Genomic DNA, 16,361 nt, shown 5'->3' on the forward strand with positions numbered 1-16,361 from the left:
ACCACAACTGACTTATACTGCGTTAACTGTTCACTTTGGGTGATGTATGGAGCTGGCGCAGATTCGCATGTTCAAAACCGTCGCCGACGTCGGCAGCATTGCCCGCGCCGCCGAGTTGTTGCATTGCGTGCCGTCGAATATCACGGCACGGATCAAGGCGCTGGAGGCAGAGCTGGGTGTCGCGCTGTTCCTGCGCGAGGGCCGAGGGTTGCGAATCAGCCCGTCGGGGCAGACCTTCCTCGCCTATGCCGCGAAGATGCTCGCGCTCGCGGCTGAGGCCAAGCGGGCGCTCGATCCCGCCGCGGAGCCGTCCGGTCCGTTACGCATCGGCGCCATCGAGTCCTCGGCCACGGGGCGCTTGCCGCGCTTGCTGGCCAAGTTCCACAAGCGTTTCCCGAAGGTGGCACTGGAACTGACCACCGGTCCCTGGAGCCAGCTGCTCGATGACACCTTCAACCATCGGCTCGACGGCGCGATAGTCGCCGTGGATGTCGAACGCTCGCAACTCAAGCGCACGCCGATGTACCGCGAGGAGCTGCTGTTGATTGCCTCGACGTCCCTGGGGCCGGTGCGTGATATTGCCGATTTGCAAGACAAGACCGTGTTCATGTGGCCACAGGGCTGTCCCTACCGGGCGGCGCTGGAGCATTGGTTGTTGCGACAGGGGCAGGCGTTGCCGATTGTCAGCCTGGCCAGTTACGGCGCGATCGTCGGCTGTGTCAGCGCCGGGGCCGGTGTGGCGCTGGTGCCTAAAGGGGTTTTCGACCAATTCGCCAAAGGCGCCGGTTGCGCAGGCTATGAATTCCCCGACCTGACGGCCATCGACAACCTGTTCTACTGGCATGAAAACGCCGGGGTTCACCCGGCGCGAGAGGCGTTTGTGGCGATGTTGCGCGAAGAGTTCGCCTGAACTCCTGTGGGATGGCGGTGCGCAAAAGTGACCGAGAATAAGCGGCTTGCTCCAGGGACTCATTCATCTGGATCTATGCTTGATGAACAAACGGATGGCACTCGCGCGAACCGTGGCGGACTAAGCACCAGAACGGCTCTTCAGTACAAGAGCCTGCGCCCCTGCGGACTGACATGGATCGGACATGAACGACGAGACAGTACAAAACAAATCACTGGTGATCTTGCTGGGGCTGGTAACCGCCGCTTTCATCTGGATTTTGCTGCCGTTCTACGGCGCGGTGTTCTGGGCGGTGATCCTCGGCATCCTCTTCGCGCCCCTGCAGCGACGGCTGCAACTGAAGTTCGGCTGGGAGCGCAATCTGACATCGCTGCTGACGCTGAGCATCTGCCTGGTGATCGCGATTCTGCCGGTGATCATCCTCAGTATCCTGCTGGTTCAAGAAGGGGCGGCGCTTTACAAGAGCATCGAAAGCGGTGAATTGGACATCGCGGGGTATGTGACCCATTTCAAACACAGCCTGCCGCCGTACTTCCAGCATTTGCTCGATCGGTTCGGGGTAGGCGAGTTGGACGGCCTGCGGGAGAAAATCATCAAGAGTGCGGTGTCCGGCAATGAGTTCATCGCCACGCAGGCCTTCAGTTTCGGCCAGGGCACATTCGAGTTTCTGGTGAGCTTTTTCATCATGCTCTATCTGCTGTTCTTCTTTCTGCGGGACGGCGCCGAACTGGCGCGCAAGGTTCGTGCGGCTGTGCCGCTGCAGGAGAGCCAGAAACGCCGGTTGCAGCTCAAGTTCAACCGCGTGGTGCGCGCCACGGTGAAGGGCAACCTGCTGGTGGCTATCACGCAAGGGGCATTGGGCGGTTTGATTTTCTGGTTTCTGGATATTCCGAGCTCGTTGCTGTGGGCCGTGCTGATGGCGTTTCTGTCGCTGTTGCCAGCGGTGGGAGCGGGGATAGTCTGGGCGCCGGTGGCGGCGTTTTTCCTGTTCGCCGGGGCGATCTGGCAGGGCGTAGTGCTGGTGTTGTTCGGGATTTTTGTGATCGGCCTGGTGGATAACGTGCTGCGACCGATCCTGGTGGGCAAGGATACAAAGATGCCGGACTATCTGATCCTCATCTCGACCCTGGGTGGCCTGGCGATCTTCGGCCTCAATGGCTTTGTCATCGGGCCGCTGATCGCTGCACTGTTCATGTCGAGCTGGGCAATTTTCATCGAAACCAAGCCGCGGGTGCAGCTGCCTTAAGCGCTGAGTTGGCCTTGGCCGATGCGCTGCGACAATGCCTGGGCGGCCGGAAGCGATGTGAGCGGACCGCTGATCGGTTCGCCGTCTTGCACCAGATACCAACAGGCGAGCAATCCCAGCTCTCTGAGCGGTGCGGGAACGGCGCTGCCGATAACGGACATGATCTGAACCTGTGACATAAGTACCTCCATCAATCTATGGAGCTACCTTACGGACCCGAGGCTGGAACGGACAATCAACGCTTTCGATAGTCGTCATTGATGCCAATGAGTCTTGGGTTCAGTCGACCACCAGATCAAGCATGTGGACCACTTCCTGTTCGTTGAGCAGGCCTTTGCGCACCAGGTTTTCTGCCAGCAGCGAGAGAAACTTGGCGCTGCGATGGCCTTCCAGGTGCTTGAGTTCGGTCAGTGCGTTGTACACCTTGCTGGAAGTGCACAAGCCGACGATGCGGTGCGGATTTTGCGTGGGCATTAGGTCGTCCTTGTTATTATCAACCTGTTGTTTTCGGACAGATCCAGCTTGCGGACCTGGCATGTCATAAATATGACCGTTTTCCCCAAGTGGGGGGAAGGGTGGCGAGTCAATCTTGCCAACTTGCACCGCAATGACTGTCCCGACAGCGACCTTGAGGCGATTTATTCAGACTTGTGCCGACAAACGGCCACAAAAAAAGGCCTGTAGGAGCAAGCTTGCTCGCGAAGGTCGTTAACGATAACGCGTGCTTACTGGATAACCGCGGTTCTCTTAAGTCCATCGCGAGCAAGCTCGCTCCTACAACAGGGCGGGGCCTGATGATTGTGTTACCAGCGGCCATAACCGTGGGGATGGCCGTAGTAGCCGCGCGGTGGGTAATAGCCACGGGGCGGACCATAGTAGACCGGTGGCGGAGCGTAATAGACCGGTTGCTGCATGTAGACCGGTGCCGGCTGGTAATAAACCGGAGGCGGTTGTTGCACGTACACCGGTTGTGGCTGAACGTAAACCGGCTGCTGCACATAGACCGGCCGGTTGCTGTTGATGATGGCCGAACCGACGATGGCCGAACCGACGATCGCACCGAATACCGCCGGTCCTTCCCAACCGTGACCGCCGTGACCGCCGCCTGCCTCTGCCTGCCCTGTGATAGCAAAAGCACCGATCAGCAAGGCCACTATGGGGATTTTACGGATCATGATAATTCCTCGGCTCTTCGACCCGGCGCCTGGCTCTGCAATAGACCCAGGGATTGTCGCGGGGATACTTCTAAGACAGCGTTTTTTTGCAAATCAGCACAGCCGTTGGGTAAATTTTGTGTAAGGTCTGTACCGGCTTTCTTACCGTCGTGCGCTGCCACCGGCAGGTACGCGAATATGATCGATCAGACCGGGTGGAATGGCTAATCCCGTCCATCTGATAGTGCTATTGAAGGAGATTCCCATGCAGATGAACCCCAACAAAGACACCCAGCTGTGCATGTCCCTCTCCGGGCGCCCTGGAAACTTTGGCCTGCGATTTCACAATCATCTGTACGAACAACTGGGCCTGAACTTCTATTACAAGGCCTTCAGCAGTCAGGACCTGCCAGGTGCCATCGGTGGCATTCGCGCCCTGGGGATTCGTGGCTGTGGCGTGTCGATGCCGTTCAAGGAGGCCTGCATTGCGTTGGTCGATGAACTGGACGCGTCGGCCGCAGCCATTCAGTCGATCAACACCATCGTCAACAGCAATGGCCATCTCAAGGCCTACAACACCGACTACATCGCCATCGCTCAGTTGCTGGACACCCACCAGGTGCCCAAGGACTCGACATTTGCCCTGCGCGGCAGCGGTGGTATGGCCAAGGCCGTGGCCAGTGCCTTGCGTGATGGCGGCTACAAGCATGGCCTGATCGTCGCCCGTAACGAACGCGCCGGGCGTACCCTGGCCGAGTCGCTGGGCTTTGAATGGCAGGCTGAACTCGGCGCGCGGCGTCCGCACATGCTGATCAATGTCACGCCGATCGGCATGACTGGGGGGCCGGAAGCCGACCAACTGGCGTTCGACGCCGACGCCATTGCCGCTGCCGAGACGGTCTTCGATGTGGTGGCGATTCCCTCGGAAACACCGCTGATCGTGCGCGGTCGTGCCGAAGGCAAGCGGGTGATTACCGGGCTGGAGGTGATTGCGATCCAGGCGCTGGAGCAGTTTGTGCTTTATACCGGTGTGCGACCGACGGTTGAGCAGTTCCAGAAAGCGGTGGAGTTTGCCAGGAGCTGATCCCTCAAGTTATCTGTTGGCTGTACTGGCCCCTTCGCGAGCAAGCTCGCTCCCACATTTGATCGGCGTTGCACGCAAGATTTGCATTCGCCAAAGAACCCTGTGGGAGCGAGCCTGCTCGCGAAGATGGCGGCACATCCAGCATTGATGTGGCTGACAGACCGCTTTCGTCGGAACGCCGCCCGGAGCCGGCTCGCTCCCACATTGGACCGGCGGCGCCCACACCTTCAGTCATCGACGCATAACCCTGTGGGAGCGAGCTTGCTCGCGAAGACGGCAGCACATTCAACATTGATGTGGCTGACAGACCGCCTTCGCGAGCAGGCTCGCTCCCACATTTTTTGATCTTTGTTGTCGGGCTACTCGAGGCGTGCCAGACGTTCTTCGAGTGCGGCAATCCGCGCCTCAAGCTCTTCAATTCGCTCGACAGACACACCGCCGCCGGCGCCTCGCTCAACCGGATTACTGCGCGCCGCCAGTATCACCTCGATATCCGCCGGATCCCCCAACGCATGCATGTAGCGGTCTTCACGCTGCCCGGCCTGGCGCGGAATCAGCAGCGCCAGACCGCGGGCGATCAACCGTTCAAGCTGATGCACCACCTGCTCGGTGTCTTCGAATTCATGCATGCGGCCGCTGCGGGTCAGCAGTTCATTGACCGTTTGCGGGCCGCGCAGGAACAGCAAGCCGGTCAGGATGACCTGGGCCGGCACCAGTTCCAGCGCCTTGTCGACCCGGTGCTCCCAGCGATCGGCCCGGCTGCCCATCACCAGCCTGGTAAAACCGCGGCCTTCAAGGGCGCGCAGGCTCTGGCCGACCTGACCCTGGGTGAGGTTCATCACCGGCTCGCGGCTGGTTTTCTGGTTGCAGGCGATCACCAGGGCATTGAGGGTCAGCGGATAGGTTTCCGGGCTGGTGGCCTGTTTCTCGATCAGCGAACCCAGAATGCGGATTTCCGTGCTGTTGAGGCGCGGCTCGTCGATAGTGGTTTCTTGCTCAGTGCTCATCGCGCTTTTCCCTAGGCAGTCGAAGCATGCAGTCGAAGCGGCCTAGCGTAATCCTTGCTGGATAAAAGACAAGTCGCAGGAGCGTCGCGCATGGCTATAATCGGCCCACATTTACCTCCTGTCACAACATGAGACTGCCATGACCATTTCCCTGTACGACGCTTCCGTTCCGGTATTCAAGCAAATGCTCAACGCCTTGAGCGATGTGCTGAACAAGGCCGAAGCCCACGCCACTGCAAAAAACATCGATCCGAACGCGTTGCTGCAAGCCCGTCTGTACCCGGACATGTTCCCGCTGGTACGCCAGGTGCAGATCGCCGTTGATTTCGCCAAGGGTGTTTCCTCGCGCCTGGCCGAGATCGAAGTGCCGAAGTACGACGACACCGAAACCACCTTCGCCGAACTGCAAGCGCTGATCGCCAAGGTCCTGGCCTACATCGGCGAGATCAAGCCCGAGCAGATCGCCGGCAAGGAAGGCATCGAGATCGTCACGCGTCCAGGCACGCCAAAAGAAAAGCGCTTCAGTGGCCAGGCTTACCTGCTGAGCTACGGTCTGCCGCAATTCTTCTTCCACGTCACCACCACCTACGCCTTGTTGCGTCACAACGGTGTGGAAGTGGGCAAGCGCGATTACATGGGCGCGTTCTAAACCGCCCGGGCAATAAAAAAGCCCCCGCAGCTTAAGGCTGCGGGGGCTTTTTAATAGGTGCGCATTGTTCAGCTTCACCACTGATCCTGTGGGAGCGGGCTTGCCCGCGAAGGGGCCATCAGCTCCAACATAAACGTTGACTGATACACCGCTTTCGCGGGCAAGCCCGCTCCCACAGGGATTGGGGTCAGGCCAGACGTTCTGCTTTTGCTTCTTCACCCAAACACGCCGCCGCCGTAAACAGCACATCCGTAGACGAGTTCAGCGCGGTCTCCGCCGAATCCTGCAACACCCCGATGATGAAACCGACCGCCACCACCTGCATCGCGATTTCACTCGGTATGCCAAACAAACTGCACGCCAGTGGAATCAGCAGCAACGAACCCCCGGCCACACCCGAAGCGCCACAGGCACAGATCGCTGCGACCACGCTCAGCAGGATGGCCGTCGGAATATCGACCGCAATGCCTAAGGTATGCACGGCCGCCAGGGTCAGCACGGTAATGGTGATCGCTGCGCCAGCCATGTTGATGGTGGCGCCGAGCGGGATCGAGACCGAGTAAGTGTCTTCATGCAGGCCCAGACGCTTGCTCAACTCAAGGTTGACCGGAATGTTCGCCGCCGAACTGCGAGTGAAGAACGCGGTGATGCCACTTTCGCGAAGGCACATGATCACGAGCGGATACGGGTTGCGGCGCAACTTCCAGAACACGATCACCGGATTCATCACCAGCGCCACGAACAGCATGCAGCCCAGCAGCACGGCCAGCAAATGCATGTAGCCGATAAGAGCACCGAAACCGGACGTGGCGAGGGTCGAGGCCACCAGGCCAAAAATCCCCAGCGGTGCGAAACGAATCACCAGGCGCACGATCAGGGTCACGCCGTTGGACAAATCGCCGAGTACCTCGCGAGTGGTGTCACCGGCATGGCGAATGGCAACGCCCATGCCGATCGCCCAGGCCAGGATGCCGATGAAGTTGGCGTTCATCAGGGCGCTGACCGGGTTATCGACCACGCTCAGCAACAGGCTTTGCAGCACTTCGCTGATGCCACCCGGGGCGGTCACCGCGACGTCGTGAGTGGACAGCACCAGGCTCGACGGGAACATCATGCTGGCAACGACCGCGACCACCGCAGCGGCAAAGGTGCCCAGCAGATATAGAAACAGAATCGGCCGGATGTGGGTTTCCTGGCCGTGCTTATGGTTGGCGATCGACGCCATGACCAGCACGAACACCAGGATCGGTGCGACGGCTTTCAGGGCCGCGACGAAGACTTTGCCGATGAACGCGGTGGACTTCGCCACGTCGGGCGCGACCAGCGCCAGGACAATCCCGGCGACCAGGCCGATGATGATTTGCGCGACCAGGCTCAAGCGTTTCAAACGGTGCAATAGCGAAGGGGATGAAGCGGTCATAAAACGGCATCTCTGATTTTATTAGGTGCGGGGTAGCGCGACATCAATGCCAATCGCTGGCAGATGAGCAGGGTGTACGTATCGCAGGGCGCGGACTTTATCACAGCGTCGTCCTGATCCTTCAGGCCTGTGACGATCTGCCGCCCGCGTGTCAGACGAGAAAGGCAGGTTCGTGCAACCGCTCTAGAAAACACTCTGTTAAGATGGCCCATCCTCATTTTCATGTTCTGCCAGCGGGCCTTCGGGCTGTCGCTGGTGTCGTCGTTTTCTGGAGTTCTGCATGCTGTTGCCCATCCTTCTGTTGTCCGCCGCCGGTTTCACGGTGCTGACCACGGAATTCGTCATCGTCGGCCTGTTGCCGGCGATCGCTCGAGACCTTGACGTCAGCATCCCGCAAGCGGGTTTGCTGGTGACCTTGTTCGCCTTTACCGTCGCCGCCTTCGGACCGTTCCTGACGGCGTACTTCGCCAGGTTCGAGCGGCGCAAGCTGTTCATCTCGGTGCTGATCATGTTCGGCCTGGCCAACACCCTGGCGGCGTTCGCCCCGAACATCTGGGTGATGGCCATCGCCCGCCTGATTCCCGCGCTCGGGTTGCCGGTGTTCTGGGCCCTGGCCAGCGAGACGGCGGTGGACATCGTCGGACCGGACTTTGCCGGTCGCGCCATCGCCAAGATCGGTTTCGGGATTGTCTGCGCCACGGTGTTCGGCATTCCGGTGGGCACGCTGATTTCCGACGCGTTTGGTTGGCGCAGTGCCTTCGGCATTCTGGCGGTGATCGCCTTTGCCAAGGCGCTGCTGCTGTTCATCTACCTGCCGACAACCAACCTGCATCAGCATCAAGTGAGCTTTCGCTCGCAGTTCAAGATCCTGCGCAGCCCGCTGATGATCGGCCATGTGCTGCTGTCGATCCTGGTGTTCAGCGGCATGTTCACCGCCTACACCTACCTGGCGGACATCCTTGAGCGCCTGGCCGGTTTCAACGGCACAGTGGTCGGCTGGTGCCTGATGGGCTTCGGCGCGGTGGGGCTGATCGGCAACTCCCTGGGTGGCCGCGCCGTGGATCGTCACCCCTTGATCGCTTCAGTGACGTTCTGCGCGTTCATGATTGCCGGCATGGTGGCGCTGGTGCCGAACATTCACTCGCCGCTGGGCCTGGCGGCGGCGATGGGGATCTGGGGCGTGACCCAGGCGGCCATGTTCCTGGTCAGCCACGTACGTTTGATGAAGGCGGCACCTGAGGCGCCGGCCTTTGCTGCGTCGCTGAATATTGCCGGCGCCAACCTCGGAATCGGCCTGGGCGCCATGGTCGGTGGCCGGGTGATCGACAGCGTTGGCCTGCAAGGCCTGGGGTTTGCGGCGGCCGCTTTCATCCTGGTCTCGATCCTGCTGGCCATGGCGCTGATGACCTTCAAACCCCGCGAAGTCTGCGCCTGACGCTTCACAATTCGGTGAACAGTTCGCGTCGGGCACCTTCGGTAATGGCGACAATGCCGGGGTGCTTGACCTTGCGTTCCACCGAAATGGCGTAGAACGACTCGGTGACCGCGGTGGTCTGGCCAATCGACTCCACGCCACATTGGCGTTTCACCTCGTCGGCAATCACGCTCGGGCCGATGAAAATACCGCTGCCGGATTGACCGAAAGCCTGCATCAAGGCGCTGTCGTCAAACTCGCCGACAATACGTGGCTGGATCTGCTGCTCGGCAAACCAGCGCTGCAAGCGACTGCGCACCACGGTTTCCGGCCCGGGAATCAGCAGCGGTGCACCGTGCAGGCTGCGCGGAAAGTCCTGGCCGTACTGCGCGGCCAGTGCGGGGGTGGCAAAGAAGCTGATCCCGCATTCGCCAAGCTTCTGGCTGTAGCCCTTGATGTCCAGGTGCGAGGGCATCGGGCTGTCGGAGATCACCAGGTCCAGGCGCTGGATCGCCAGGTCGGCGAGCAAGCGTTCGAGTTTGTCTTCGCGGCAGGTGATGCGCAGCGGCTCGCTCAACTCCATGGTCGGCGCGATCAGCCGATAGACGATGGATTTGGGCACCACGTCCGCCACGCCGACCCGAAACAGAATCTGCTGCTCGTTGGGCTGCGCCCGCAGCATCAATTCCAGTTCACCGCCCAGCTGGAACATCTGCTCGGCGTAGGGCAGGGTCTGGCGCCCGGCCTCCGTCAGCTCAAGCTGGCGGCCAACCCGGCGAAACAACTCGATGCCATAGGTTTGCTCCAGCAGGGAGATCTGCCCGCTGATGGTCTGCGGGGTCAGGTTCAACTGCTCGCAGGCGCGCACGATGCTGCCGGTCTTGGCCACCACCCAGAAGTAATGCAGCTGTCGATAATTCAGCATGTTGTTTGGATCACCGTAGGGAAGCGCGATTTGCGTCGCAAGGCTGGGTTCGTAAAAACCGAAGTATAGCCGGTAAAAATACGAATTTTCCTGAAGTGTCTGTCTCCCTAGAATGCCCCGCTATCGACGGGAGGCCTTTTCGGCTCTATCTGTTCTATCGAGGAAACATCATGAAGCTTAAAACCACGGCGCTGCTGATCACGTCTTTACTGGTACTGGTCGGTTGCGACCAGGCCGAGAAAAGCGCTCAGCAACTGATGGGCAAGGCGGCCGAAAGCGCAAAACAAGCGATCGACGATACGCACAAAGCCGCTGAACAAGCGATAAGCGACGCCACCGGCGGTCTGATCAGCAAGAAAGAACCATCGGCCGAAGACAAACGCAAAACCGAGTCTTCGTCCCAGGAAATCTAAACCGTCTTAAACGAGTCAGGACTGACCCATGGAATACCTTTTAGAACTTGCTGTAAGCCCCACCGCCTGGGTCGCCCTGGCCACGTTGATCGTGATGGAAATCGTGCTTGGCATCGATAACCTGATCTTCATCTCGATCCTGACCAACAAACTGCCCGAGCAGCATCGGCAGAAGGCGCGGCGCATCGGTATTGGCATGGCGCTGATCCTGCGACTGGCGCTGTTGAGCACCATCGCGTTCATCGTCCAGCTGACCGAGCCGGTGATCGATCTCCTCGGCCACGCGTTCTCCTGGAAGGACATGATCCTGATCGCAGGTGGCCTGTTCCTGTTGTGGAAGGCGACCACCGAAATCCATCACAGCATGGACCCGGCGCCGGATGATCCGAAGTCGGCGACCTCGACCGTGACCCTGGGCTTTGCGGCCGCGATCGGGCAGATCCTGATGCTGGACATGGTGTTCTCCATTGACAGCATCATCACCGCGGTCGGCATGACCGAGCATTTGCCGATCATGATCATTGCAGTGGTGGTGTCGGTGTTGGTGATGTTGCTGGCGGCTGATCCGTTGGCCAAGTTCATCAACGACAACCCGACCGTGGTGATGCTGGCACTGGGCTTTTTGATCATGATCGGCATGACGCTGATCGCCGAAGGCTTCGGCGCCCACGTACCGAAAGGCTACGTCTACGCGGCGATGGCGTTCTCGGCAACAATCGAGGGGCTGAACATGATGTCCCGGCGGGCGAGACAGAAGCGGATCGCTTCTGAAGCGTAACCTGCACTGAACGAAACGGCCGCCCGGACTTGCAAGAGTCCGGGCGGCCGTTTTTGGTTGGTGCGACTGAAAAGCGCCAGTCAGTGCGCGGTGGCGTGGCGTGTGGCCGGTTTATCGGTGGCGGCCGGCGACGCCGGTTGCACGGGAGGGTGATGGTGCCGGCGGGTAATGCGCAAGACACCCCACAACATGGCGGAAGCCACAGCCAGCCAGCCGGCAATCAGCATCACTATGGTCATTGTCAGGTTCATCAGTGCCTTCTCCTTGCCCCTGCAGCGGGCTTAACACTCTTCAAATGACAGTCTAGCCGCCACCGTGTTTCAGACTATTGACCAAAGGTCGGCTGACATCAACGAGTTCGCTCTATCGAATGCAATCAACTGCCGGTGAAGGCTATACCGTCGCGGTCTGGCGTCCTATGATCGACGGCCAAGCCGGGAGCACGTACGCCTGGCGCCTGAACAAGTGAGTGATGATAGTGCGGGTATTTTCTCGAATTCTTTCTGTGGCGGTGCTCGTTGGCAGTGTTGCAGGCCTGGCGGGTTGTGCGGGAAGCGTTGCGCCTGAAATCAAGCGGCTGCCGGAACGGGTCGAACTCAGCGGTACCTTCTACCGCGGGCAGGACAACCAGAGCGGGCCCCAGGTCCTGGCCAGCCTGTTGTCCCAGCAGGGCATCGTGATTACCCCGGGTTTGCTCGACAAGCCCCTGCATTTGCCGGGTGCCGAAGCCCAACTTCAGCAGAACATGCAGAACCTCGCCCGTGAGTACGGCATGGTAGTCTATTCCTTGGACGCCAACCTGCCTGCGCTGCTGGCCCAGGTCGCGGCCGGCTATCCAGTGATGGTGCGCTTCACAGAAGGCTCGGCGTTCTGGGCTGGACCGCGTTACGCCATTCTCGCCGGATACAACCGTGAGAAACAGACCGTGCTGCTGCGTGCCGGGATGAATCGCCGGACGTTGATGAGCTTCAGTTCATTTGAGTCGGCGTTCAAGGACGCCGGGGGGTGGGCGGTGCTGATCCAGAAACCGGACCAGCTTCCGGCCAACGTCGATCACCAGCGCTGGCTGAAGGCGGCGAGCGACCTGGCCCAGGCTGGTCAGGAGCAGGCGGCAGCCCGGGCGAAGAAGGCGTTGTCCGCGCAGTAGGGTTCCGTTCGTCATCTGCATGGCACTGTCACCCGCGATTGGCCTCTGAGGTATCAGGACCCGGATTTTTCCGGGTCGGTCCTTTTATTCCAGGACACACCCCAGGAGGCGCCGATGGCACATTCCAATACCCCCGATGGCCCGCACTCGTCCGAGCATTCGTCCGGCGATGAGTTGGACTTCGACCCCGATTCGCCGGACCTCGCCGATCCACAGGTCGATCCCATCGGACCGGCCAAGGCGCCAAGGGACGTCAAGCCGGGGGATAACACCAAGGCCCCGGCGAAGCCTTACGATCCTCTCGCCGATCTGAAACCCTGAGCCCAGTGAGGTGCGTATGTCTACCGATTCGAGTTTCAACGACAAACGTCCGGACAGCGTTCCAACCACCCCCGAAGCGGACACCGATCCGGTGATGGATCCGAACAGCCCGTTGCGGGATCCGTTGGCCAGGCCGGTGGTGGTGCCAACCGAGCATCAGGGTCACAGAGATCCAAGCACGGGAGATGGCATCCCGGATGACGACCAGATGCCGCTGCCCAATGATTGAAATGTGCCCTTGCAGGAGCAAGCTTGCTCGCGACGGACGTCAACGATAACGCGTTAAACCTGAATTAACGCGTTACCTGTGGGAGCGAGCTTGCTCGCGAAGGACGTCAACGATAACGCGTTCATCCTGAATAAACGCGTTACCTGTAGGAGCAAGCTTGCTCGCGATGGACATTAACGATAACGCGTTAAACCTGAATATACGCGTCGACCTTGAGACCTTCGCGAGCAAGCTCGCTCCTACAAGAGCGGGCAAGCGGGGGTCGCGGCACGGGTTTCGTCTTACTTCGACGCTTCCACCACACCACTTTGCCGACTCTTGAGGTTTTTGTCGGATTTGTACTGCAAGGCTACCGACGGCACGTCGGCGCCCCTGCCGGTTTCGACCCAGCTGCGAATACGGCTGGCATCGGCAAAGTGGGTGTATTTGCCGAAGGCATCGAGAATAACCAACGCCACCTGGCGATTACCCATGCTGGTCACCAGCACCAGACAATGTCCGGCCTCGTTGGTGAAACCGGTTTTCGTCAGCTTGATGTCCCAGTTCGGCTTCCTGACCAAATGGTCGGTGTTACGAAAGCCCAGGCTGTAGTTGGGTTTACGGAACGAGACGGTCTTTTCCTTGGTGGTGCTCAATTCGGTCAGTAACGGATACTTGTGTGCGGCCACCAGCAGCTTGCTCAAGTCGCGGGCGGTGGACACGTTGCGAGGGGACAGGCCGGTCGGCTCGACGAAATGGGTGCTGGTCATGCCCAGCGCGCGGGCCTTGGCGTTCATGGCGGCAATGAACGCGACATAGCCGCCCGGATAATGATGGGCGAGGCTCGCGGCGGCGCGGTTTTCCGAAGACATCAGGGCGATCAGCAGCATTTCCCGACGCGGCAACTCGCTCTTGAGCTTGACCCGGGAGAACACGCCTTTCATTTCCGGCGTGTCGCTGATGTTGATGGAAAGGTATTCGTCCATGTTCTGCCTGGCTTCGACCACGACCAGGCCGGTCATCAGTTTGCTGACGGAAGCGATCGGGACGACCACGTCAGGGTTGCTGGCATAAATGATCTTGTTGGTCTGCATATCCATCAGCAAGGCGCTGCCGGACGCAATCTTCAGTTGTTTCGTATCGCGTGGCGCCGAGGTGGTTTCGGCAGCGTTGGTGATTGGCGTGATGAAAGCCCCTGTAACAGCAAAAAACAGGCTCAGGATGGAAAGACGGATTTTCACGCTGGCAGACTCATAAGGTGTTGATAAGCCGTTATGTAACGGGCTGTTTCGTAAAAAAGCGCGGTATTCTGGAGTATGGCTGAATAACTGTCGATGGTTGTTCACGGATGGACGCAAAGTCCTTGGAAACATGAAAAAAAAGCTAATTTCCGGCGGATGGTCGAGCTATTTTCCGCAGGCAAAAAGAACCCTGCCATGGGGCGTAAATACTGTTCACTTGAGGAGATGGTTGGCGGGCGGATGGATTTCTTTTGGAGGGGGCGTATCCGTTTGTGAGGTAGCGGCTCTTTCGGGTCGGGTACATATCCGTTTTTGCGGTCACGGCCACTGACGGTTTCGCTTTTACAGCGAGTCACTTGGAAAAGCGCCAAGTAACCAAGCGCTTTTGCCCCTTTCGTTCGGTGCCTCGCCCAGGCTCGGCATGCCCTCGCTCCGGTCCTGCTCCGTGGGCCCGCCGCGATCGGCCATCCATGGCCGTGCGCGGCTAACCCGGCATCCATGCCGGGTTGCCCACTGCGCAGAACCTGCGCTCGGCCTCTCGAGGGGGCGGGCACCGCCAAAAAGCCGAAGCGAGGCGGCCTGCCAGCCGACCTGGCTCCAAGCGAACGCATTACCCCGTAGGAGCTGTCGAGCGAAGCGAGGCTGCGATCTTTTGATCTTGATCTTCTCGAGCTCGCTGAGAAACAACGGCAAGATCAAAAGATCGCAGCCTTCGGCAGCTCCTACAGGGGGTCGAGTACGGTCGGAATAGATGGGGCGGCTGTCAGGGCGCCTTCGCCGGCAAGCCGGCTCCTACATTTAGACCTGCGTGCGGATCGGAGAGCCAGGCCGGCCCGCAGGCCGCCTCGGCTTTTGCTTTTGCGGTGCACGCCCCCTCACGCCCTGAGCCTCTCCGTCAACCTGTGGCTACCTCCATCGGCGCCTCGATCAACGTTGATCCGCGCCGCATTAAAGCCTGTAGGTAAGCCTTTTCGTCATAGACGGTGCTGGTTTTCCAGCACCGATAGACGACTCTGATCCACTTAAAAGCGAGTGCTCTCAGGGCCGCTTGGTATGAGCAGCCTTTAGCCCGCTGCTGCCGATAATAAGCCTCGGCCCACGTTGATTGAGTGATGCTGTGAGCGGCCCATTCGACAAAGGTCTGACGCAAAAAGGTTGAGCATTGGTAGCGCCAATACACGACTTTCTTCTTTCCGCTACGCTGGGTAACTGGTGCGATTCCGGCATATCGCTGCATCGCACTGGCGTCGCTAAATCGATCACGCTGTTCACCAAAAGCCACCATAAGACGTGGTGCAAGATGTTGGCCGGCGCCAGGGAGTGCCTTAAAGATCGGGTAATCGGCCAAGGTGTTGGCCGTTTCTTCGATCTCGCGATCAAAATCCTTGATGGTTGAAATGAGCCCTTTGAGTTGCGACGCCAGGGCTGTCGCGTACAGCTGCGAAGGACGTATTACCCCCGGATCCTGCGTCAAAGGCATCGCCTTGGTGATGATTTCCCAGCGCGCCTGATTGAGTTGAGGGTGACGAGCGTTGTGCTCGTTAAAAAACTTGAGAAAGGCACTCTGGCGAGAACGCTTGATGTGTTCAAGCGTGGGCCAGCGCATCAGAAAGTCACAGAACACCACGGTGTCATGATTGCTAAACAGCTCCAGGACCAATGGATAATACTGTTTGAGCGTACAGATCAAGCGGTTGCTGACCTTCACTCGCTCATCAACCAGTGCCCGCCGATGTTCTGTCAGGCAGGCCAAAATACGCATGGCTGGGCTTTGCGGCATCAACTGGGGAAATCGTTGGGGGTGAGTGAGCAACAACTCAAGCGCCCATTGAGCATCAGTCGGATCATCCTTGGCACCGCTACGGACAAAGGTTTTACGGTGTCTGGCCAAGGTGCTCGGATTAATCGGAAACAGACAAAAGAACTCGTATTTCTGCAGGGCAGCCACCAACGGGCCCTTGTTGAGCTCAAGAGCAATCGCAATCGGAGCACCGTAGCGCTCAAACAACGATTTCGCCCAACGATCAATCGATTGGGGCGTGTGGTCGATGACAGAAAAGTGCCGCAGGGTTTCCCCTGCGACCTGCAAACACACGTCGTGCTTGGTATCTGCCCAGTCTATTCCGATATAAGCAGTGAATTTCTGAGACAGGAGCGTTTTCATCAACAACCTCCACAGGCGCTAAAGTACATGCAGGGACATGCATGCTTGCGTCCAGCGAAAGCGATATAGAGAGCCGTGTCGGGCTTTCCCTGAGTATTCGTTAAAGGGCGCAAGCGCACCTGGGGGCTCGAAGGTGAGGAGGTAATCATCGAGTGCTTGAGAGGCCTATTCGTAGCCCACAGGTGCATGTTCCTTCCTTGATCAAAACTGACTTCCAGACACCGAAGTATGGAAGAAGAAAGGAACGGACAACCTATATCGAGAGGCCGAGTGGAGGTTC

At 59.2% G+C, this 16,361-nt stretch carries 19 protein-coding genes; 10 read left to right on the plus strand and 9 right to left on the minus strand.

Annotated elements, in window-relative coordinates; translation table 11 throughout:
• Positions 1-46: 46 nt before the first annotated feature.
• Positions 47-910: a LysR substrate-binding domain-containing protein gene (locus ACA067_RS08200; RefSeq protein ID WP_497455918.1), complete on the plus strand. Its 864-nt coding sequence runs from the start codon at positions 47-49 to the stop codon at positions 908-910.
• 184 nt (positions 911-1,094) lie between these two features.
• Complete coding sequence (locus tag ACA067_RS08205; RefSeq protein WP_497461326.1) at positions 1,095-2,156, plus strand: AI-2E family transporter; 1,062 nt, start codon at positions 1,095-1,097, stop codon at positions 2,154-2,156.
• Here ACA067_RS08205 and ACA067_RS08210 read toward each other — a convergent pair.
• The 3 genes from ACA067_RS08210 to ACA067_RS08220 form a co-directional block, all read right to left on the minus strand.
• Positions 2,153-2,335: a hypothetical protein gene (locus ACA067_RS08210; protein ID WP_095128871.1), complete on the minus strand. Its 183-nt coding sequence runs from the start codon at positions 2,333-2,335 to the stop codon at positions 2,153-2,155. The two genes, ACA067_RS08205 and ACA067_RS08210, sit on opposite strands and share 4 nt — an antisense overlap.
• Positions 2,336-2,435: 100 nt before the next feature.
• On the minus strand, positions 2,436-2,630 hold the full coding sequence (locus ACA067_RS08215; RefSeq protein ID WP_003179723.1) for a hypothetical protein: 195 nt from the start codon (positions 2,628-2,630) through the stop codon (positions 2,436-2,438).
• Between the two features lie 329 nt (positions 2,631-2,959).
• Positions 2,960-3,331 carry a hypothetical protein gene (locus ACA067_RS08220; protein ID WP_497461327.1) on the minus strand — a complete coding sequence of 124 codons (372 nt, stop codon included), beginning with the start codon at positions 3,329-3,331 and terminating at the stop codon, positions 2,960-2,962.
• A 244-nt stretch (positions 3,332-3,575) separates the two neighbouring features.
• Here ACA067_RS08220 and ACA067_RS08225 point away from each other — a divergent pair, with 244 nt between their 5' ends.
• Positions 3,576-4,394 (plus strand): shikimate 5-dehydrogenase, encoded by an 819-nt coding sequence (locus ACA067_RS08225; protein ID WP_497461328.1) that lies wholly within the window; start codon positions 3,576-3,578, stop codon positions 4,392-4,394.
• Positions 4,395-4,753: 359 nt separating this feature from the next.
• Here the strand turns inward: ACA067_RS08225 and ACA067_RS08230 are convergent, their stop codons facing one another.
• Positions 4,754-5,401, minus strand: a complete 648-nt coding sequence (locus ACA067_RS08230) for a YceH family protein (protein ID WP_497461329.1) — start codon at positions 5,399-5,401, stop codon at positions 4,754-4,756.
• Between the two features lie 139 nt (positions 5,402-5,540).
• Here ACA067_RS08230 and ACA067_RS08235 point away from each other — a divergent pair, with 139 nt between their 5' ends.
• Positions 5,541-6,050: a DUF1993 domain-containing protein gene (locus tag ACA067_RS08235; RefSeq protein ID WP_150800307.1), complete on the plus strand. Its 510-nt coding sequence runs from the start codon at positions 5,541-5,543 to the stop codon at positions 6,048-6,050.
• 187 nt (positions 6,051-6,237) lie between these two features.
• On the opposite strand, the gene sstT is transcribed toward ACA067_RS08235, so the two are convergent.
• Entirely contained in the window at positions 6,238-7,470 is a 1,233-nt protein-coding gene (gene sstT, locus ACA067_RS08240; RefSeq protein ID WP_497461330.1) for a serine/threonine transporter SstT, read from the minus strand.
• Between the two features lie 280 nt (positions 7,471-7,750).
• On the opposite strand from sstT, the gene ACA067_RS08245 reads away from it, so the two are divergent.
• Positions 7,751-8,905, plus strand: coding sequence for an MFS transporter (locus ACA067_RS08245; RefSeq protein ID WP_497461331.1), 1,155 nt, complete (start codon positions 7,751-7,753; stop codon positions 8,903-8,905).
• Between the two features lie 4 nt (positions 8,906-8,909).
• Here the strand turns inward: ACA067_RS08245 and nhaR are convergent, their stop codons facing one another.
• Positions 8,910-9,809, minus strand: a complete 900-nt coding sequence (nhaR, locus tag ACA067_RS08250; protein WP_497461332.1) for a transcriptional activator NhaR — start codon at positions 9,807-9,809, stop codon at positions 8,910-8,912.
• A 170-nt stretch (positions 9,810-9,979) separates the two neighbouring features.
• On the opposite strand from nhaR, the gene ACA067_RS08255 reads away from it, so the two are divergent.
• Both ACA067_RS08255 and ACA067_RS08260 read left to right on the plus strand, forming a co-directional pair.
• On the plus strand, positions 9,980-10,222 hold the full coding sequence (locus ACA067_RS08255; protein ID WP_497461333.1) for a hypothetical protein: 243 nt from the start codon (positions 9,980-9,982) through the stop codon (positions 10,220-10,222).
• A gap of 28 nt (positions 10,223-10,250) precedes the next feature.
• Positions 10,251-11,000, plus strand: a complete 750-nt coding sequence (locus tag ACA067_RS08260; protein WP_497461334.1) for a TerC family protein — start codon at positions 10,251-10,253, stop codon at positions 10,998-11,000.
• Between the two features lie 80 nt (positions 11,001-11,080).
• Here ACA067_RS08260 and ACA067_RS08265 read toward each other — a convergent pair whose 3' ends face one another.
• A complete protein-coding gene (locus ACA067_RS08265; RefSeq protein WP_497461335.1) occupies positions 11,081-11,251 on the minus strand; it encodes a hypothetical protein in 171 nt (56 codons plus the stop codon).
• Positions 11,252-11,472: 221 nt separating this feature from the next.
• On the opposite strand from ACA067_RS08265, the gene ACA067_RS08270 reads away from it, so the two are divergent.
• From ACA067_RS08270 to ACA067_RS08280, 3 genes are all read left to right on the plus strand, one after another.
• The gene (locus tag ACA067_RS08270) at positions 11,473-12,147 is read left to right on the plus strand and encodes a peptidase C39 family protein (protein ID WP_497461336.1); all 675 of its coding nucleotides are present in this window, start codon (positions 11,473-11,475) and stop codon (positions 12,145-12,147) included.
• A gap of 114 nt (positions 12,148-12,261) precedes the next feature.
• Complete coding sequence (locus tag ACA067_RS08275; RefSeq protein WP_497461337.1) at positions 12,262-12,468, plus strand: DUF6021 family protein; 207 nt, start codon at positions 12,262-12,264, stop codon at positions 12,466-12,468.
• 16 nt (positions 12,469-12,484) lie between these two features.
• Complete coding sequence (locus tag ACA067_RS08280; RefSeq protein WP_497461338.1) at positions 12,485-12,697, plus strand: hypothetical protein; 213 nt, start codon at positions 12,485-12,487, stop codon at positions 12,695-12,697.
• Between the two features lie 281 nt (positions 12,698-12,978).
• On the opposite strand, the gene pbpG is transcribed toward ACA067_RS08280, so the two are convergent.
• Both pbpG and ACA067_RS08290 read right to left on the minus strand, forming a co-directional pair.
• Entirely contained in the window at positions 12,979-13,917 is a 939-nt protein-coding gene (gene pbpG, locus ACA067_RS08285) for a D-alanyl-D-alanine endopeptidase (protein ID WP_497461339.1), read from the minus strand.
• A gap of 895 nt (positions 13,918-14,812) precedes the next feature.
• Positions 14,813-16,081: an IS110 family RNA-guided transposase gene (locus tag ACA067_RS08290; RefSeq protein WP_497461340.1), complete on the minus strand. Its 1,269-nt coding sequence runs from the start codon at positions 16,079-16,081 to the stop codon at positions 14,813-14,815.
• Positions 16,082-16,361 lie beyond the last annotated feature (280 nt).

The organism is Pseudomonas sp. LBUM1674 (genome assembly GCF_059695635.1).

Bases quoted from the DNA above. Each gene is read 5' to 3' on its own strand.
- ACA067_RS08245 (WP_497461331.1), top strand. From the start codon at position 7,751: ATGCTGTTGCCCATCCTTCTGTTGTCCGCCGCCGGTTTCACGGTGCTG.
- sstT (WP_497461330.1), bottom strand. From the start codon at position 7,470: ATGACCGCTTCATCCCCTTCGCTATTGCACCGTTTGAAACGCTTGAGC.
- ACA067_RS08265 (WP_497461335.1), bottom strand. From the start codon at position 11,251: ATGAACCTGACAATGACCATAGTGATGCTGATTGCCGGCTGGCTGGCT.
- ACA067_RS08270 (WP_497461336.1), top strand. From the start codon at position 11,473: ATGATAGTGCGGGTATTTTCTCGAATTCTTTCTGTGGCGGTGCTCGTT.
- ACA067_RS08215 (WP_003179723.1), bottom strand. From the start codon at position 2,630: ATGCCCACGCAAAATCCGCACCGCATCGTCGGCTTGTGCACTTCCAGC.
- ACA067_RS08260 (WP_497461334.1), top strand. From the start codon at position 10,251: ATGGAATACCTTTTAGAACTTGCTGTAAGCCCCACCGCCTGGGTCGCC.
- ACA067_RS08290 (WP_497461340.1), bottom strand. From the start codon at position 16,081: ATGAAAACGCTCCTGTCTCAGAAATTCACTGCTTATATCGGAATAGAC.
- ACA067_RS08255 (WP_497461333.1), top strand. From the start codon at position 9,980: ATGAAGCTTAAAACCACGGCGCTGCTGATCACGTCTTTACTGGTACTG.
- ACA067_RS08235 (WP_150800307.1), top strand. From the start codon at position 5,541: ATGACCATTTCCCTGTACGACGCTTCCGTTCCGGTATTCAAGCAAATG.
- ACA067_RS08220 (WP_497461327.1), bottom strand. From the start codon at position 3,331: ATGATCCGTAAAATCCCCATAGTGGCCTTGCTGATCGGTGCTTTTGCT.
- nhaR (WP_497461332.1), bottom strand. From the start codon at position 9,809: ATGCTGAATTATCGACAGCTGCATTACTTCTGGGTGGTGGCCAAGACC.
- ACA067_RS08200 (WP_497455918.1), top strand. From the start codon at position 47: ATGGAGCTGGCGCAGATTCGCATGTTCAAAACCGTCGCCGACGTCGGC.
- ACA067_RS08230 (WP_497461329.1), bottom strand. From the start codon at position 5,401: ATGAGCACTGAGCAAGAAACCACTATCGACGAGCCGCGCCTCAACAGC.
- ACA067_RS08280 (WP_497461338.1), top strand. From the start codon at position 12,485: ATGTCTACCGATTCGAGTTTCAACGACAAACGTCCGGACAGCGTTCCA.
- ACA067_RS08205 (WP_497461326.1), top strand. From the start codon at position 1,095: ATGAACGACGAGACAGTACAAAACAAATCACTGGTGATCTTGCTGGGG.
- ACA067_RS08210 (WP_095128871.1), bottom strand. From the start codon at position 2,335: ATGTCACAGGTTCAGATCATGTCCGTTATCGGCAGCGCCGTTCCCGCA.
- ACA067_RS08225 (WP_497461328.1), top strand. From the start codon at position 3,576: ATGCAGATGAACCCCAACAAAGACACCCAGCTGTGCATGTCCCTCTCC.
- ACA067_RS08275 (WP_497461337.1), top strand. From the start codon at position 12,262: ATGGCACATTCCAATACCCCCGATGGCCCGCACTCGTCCGAGCATTCG.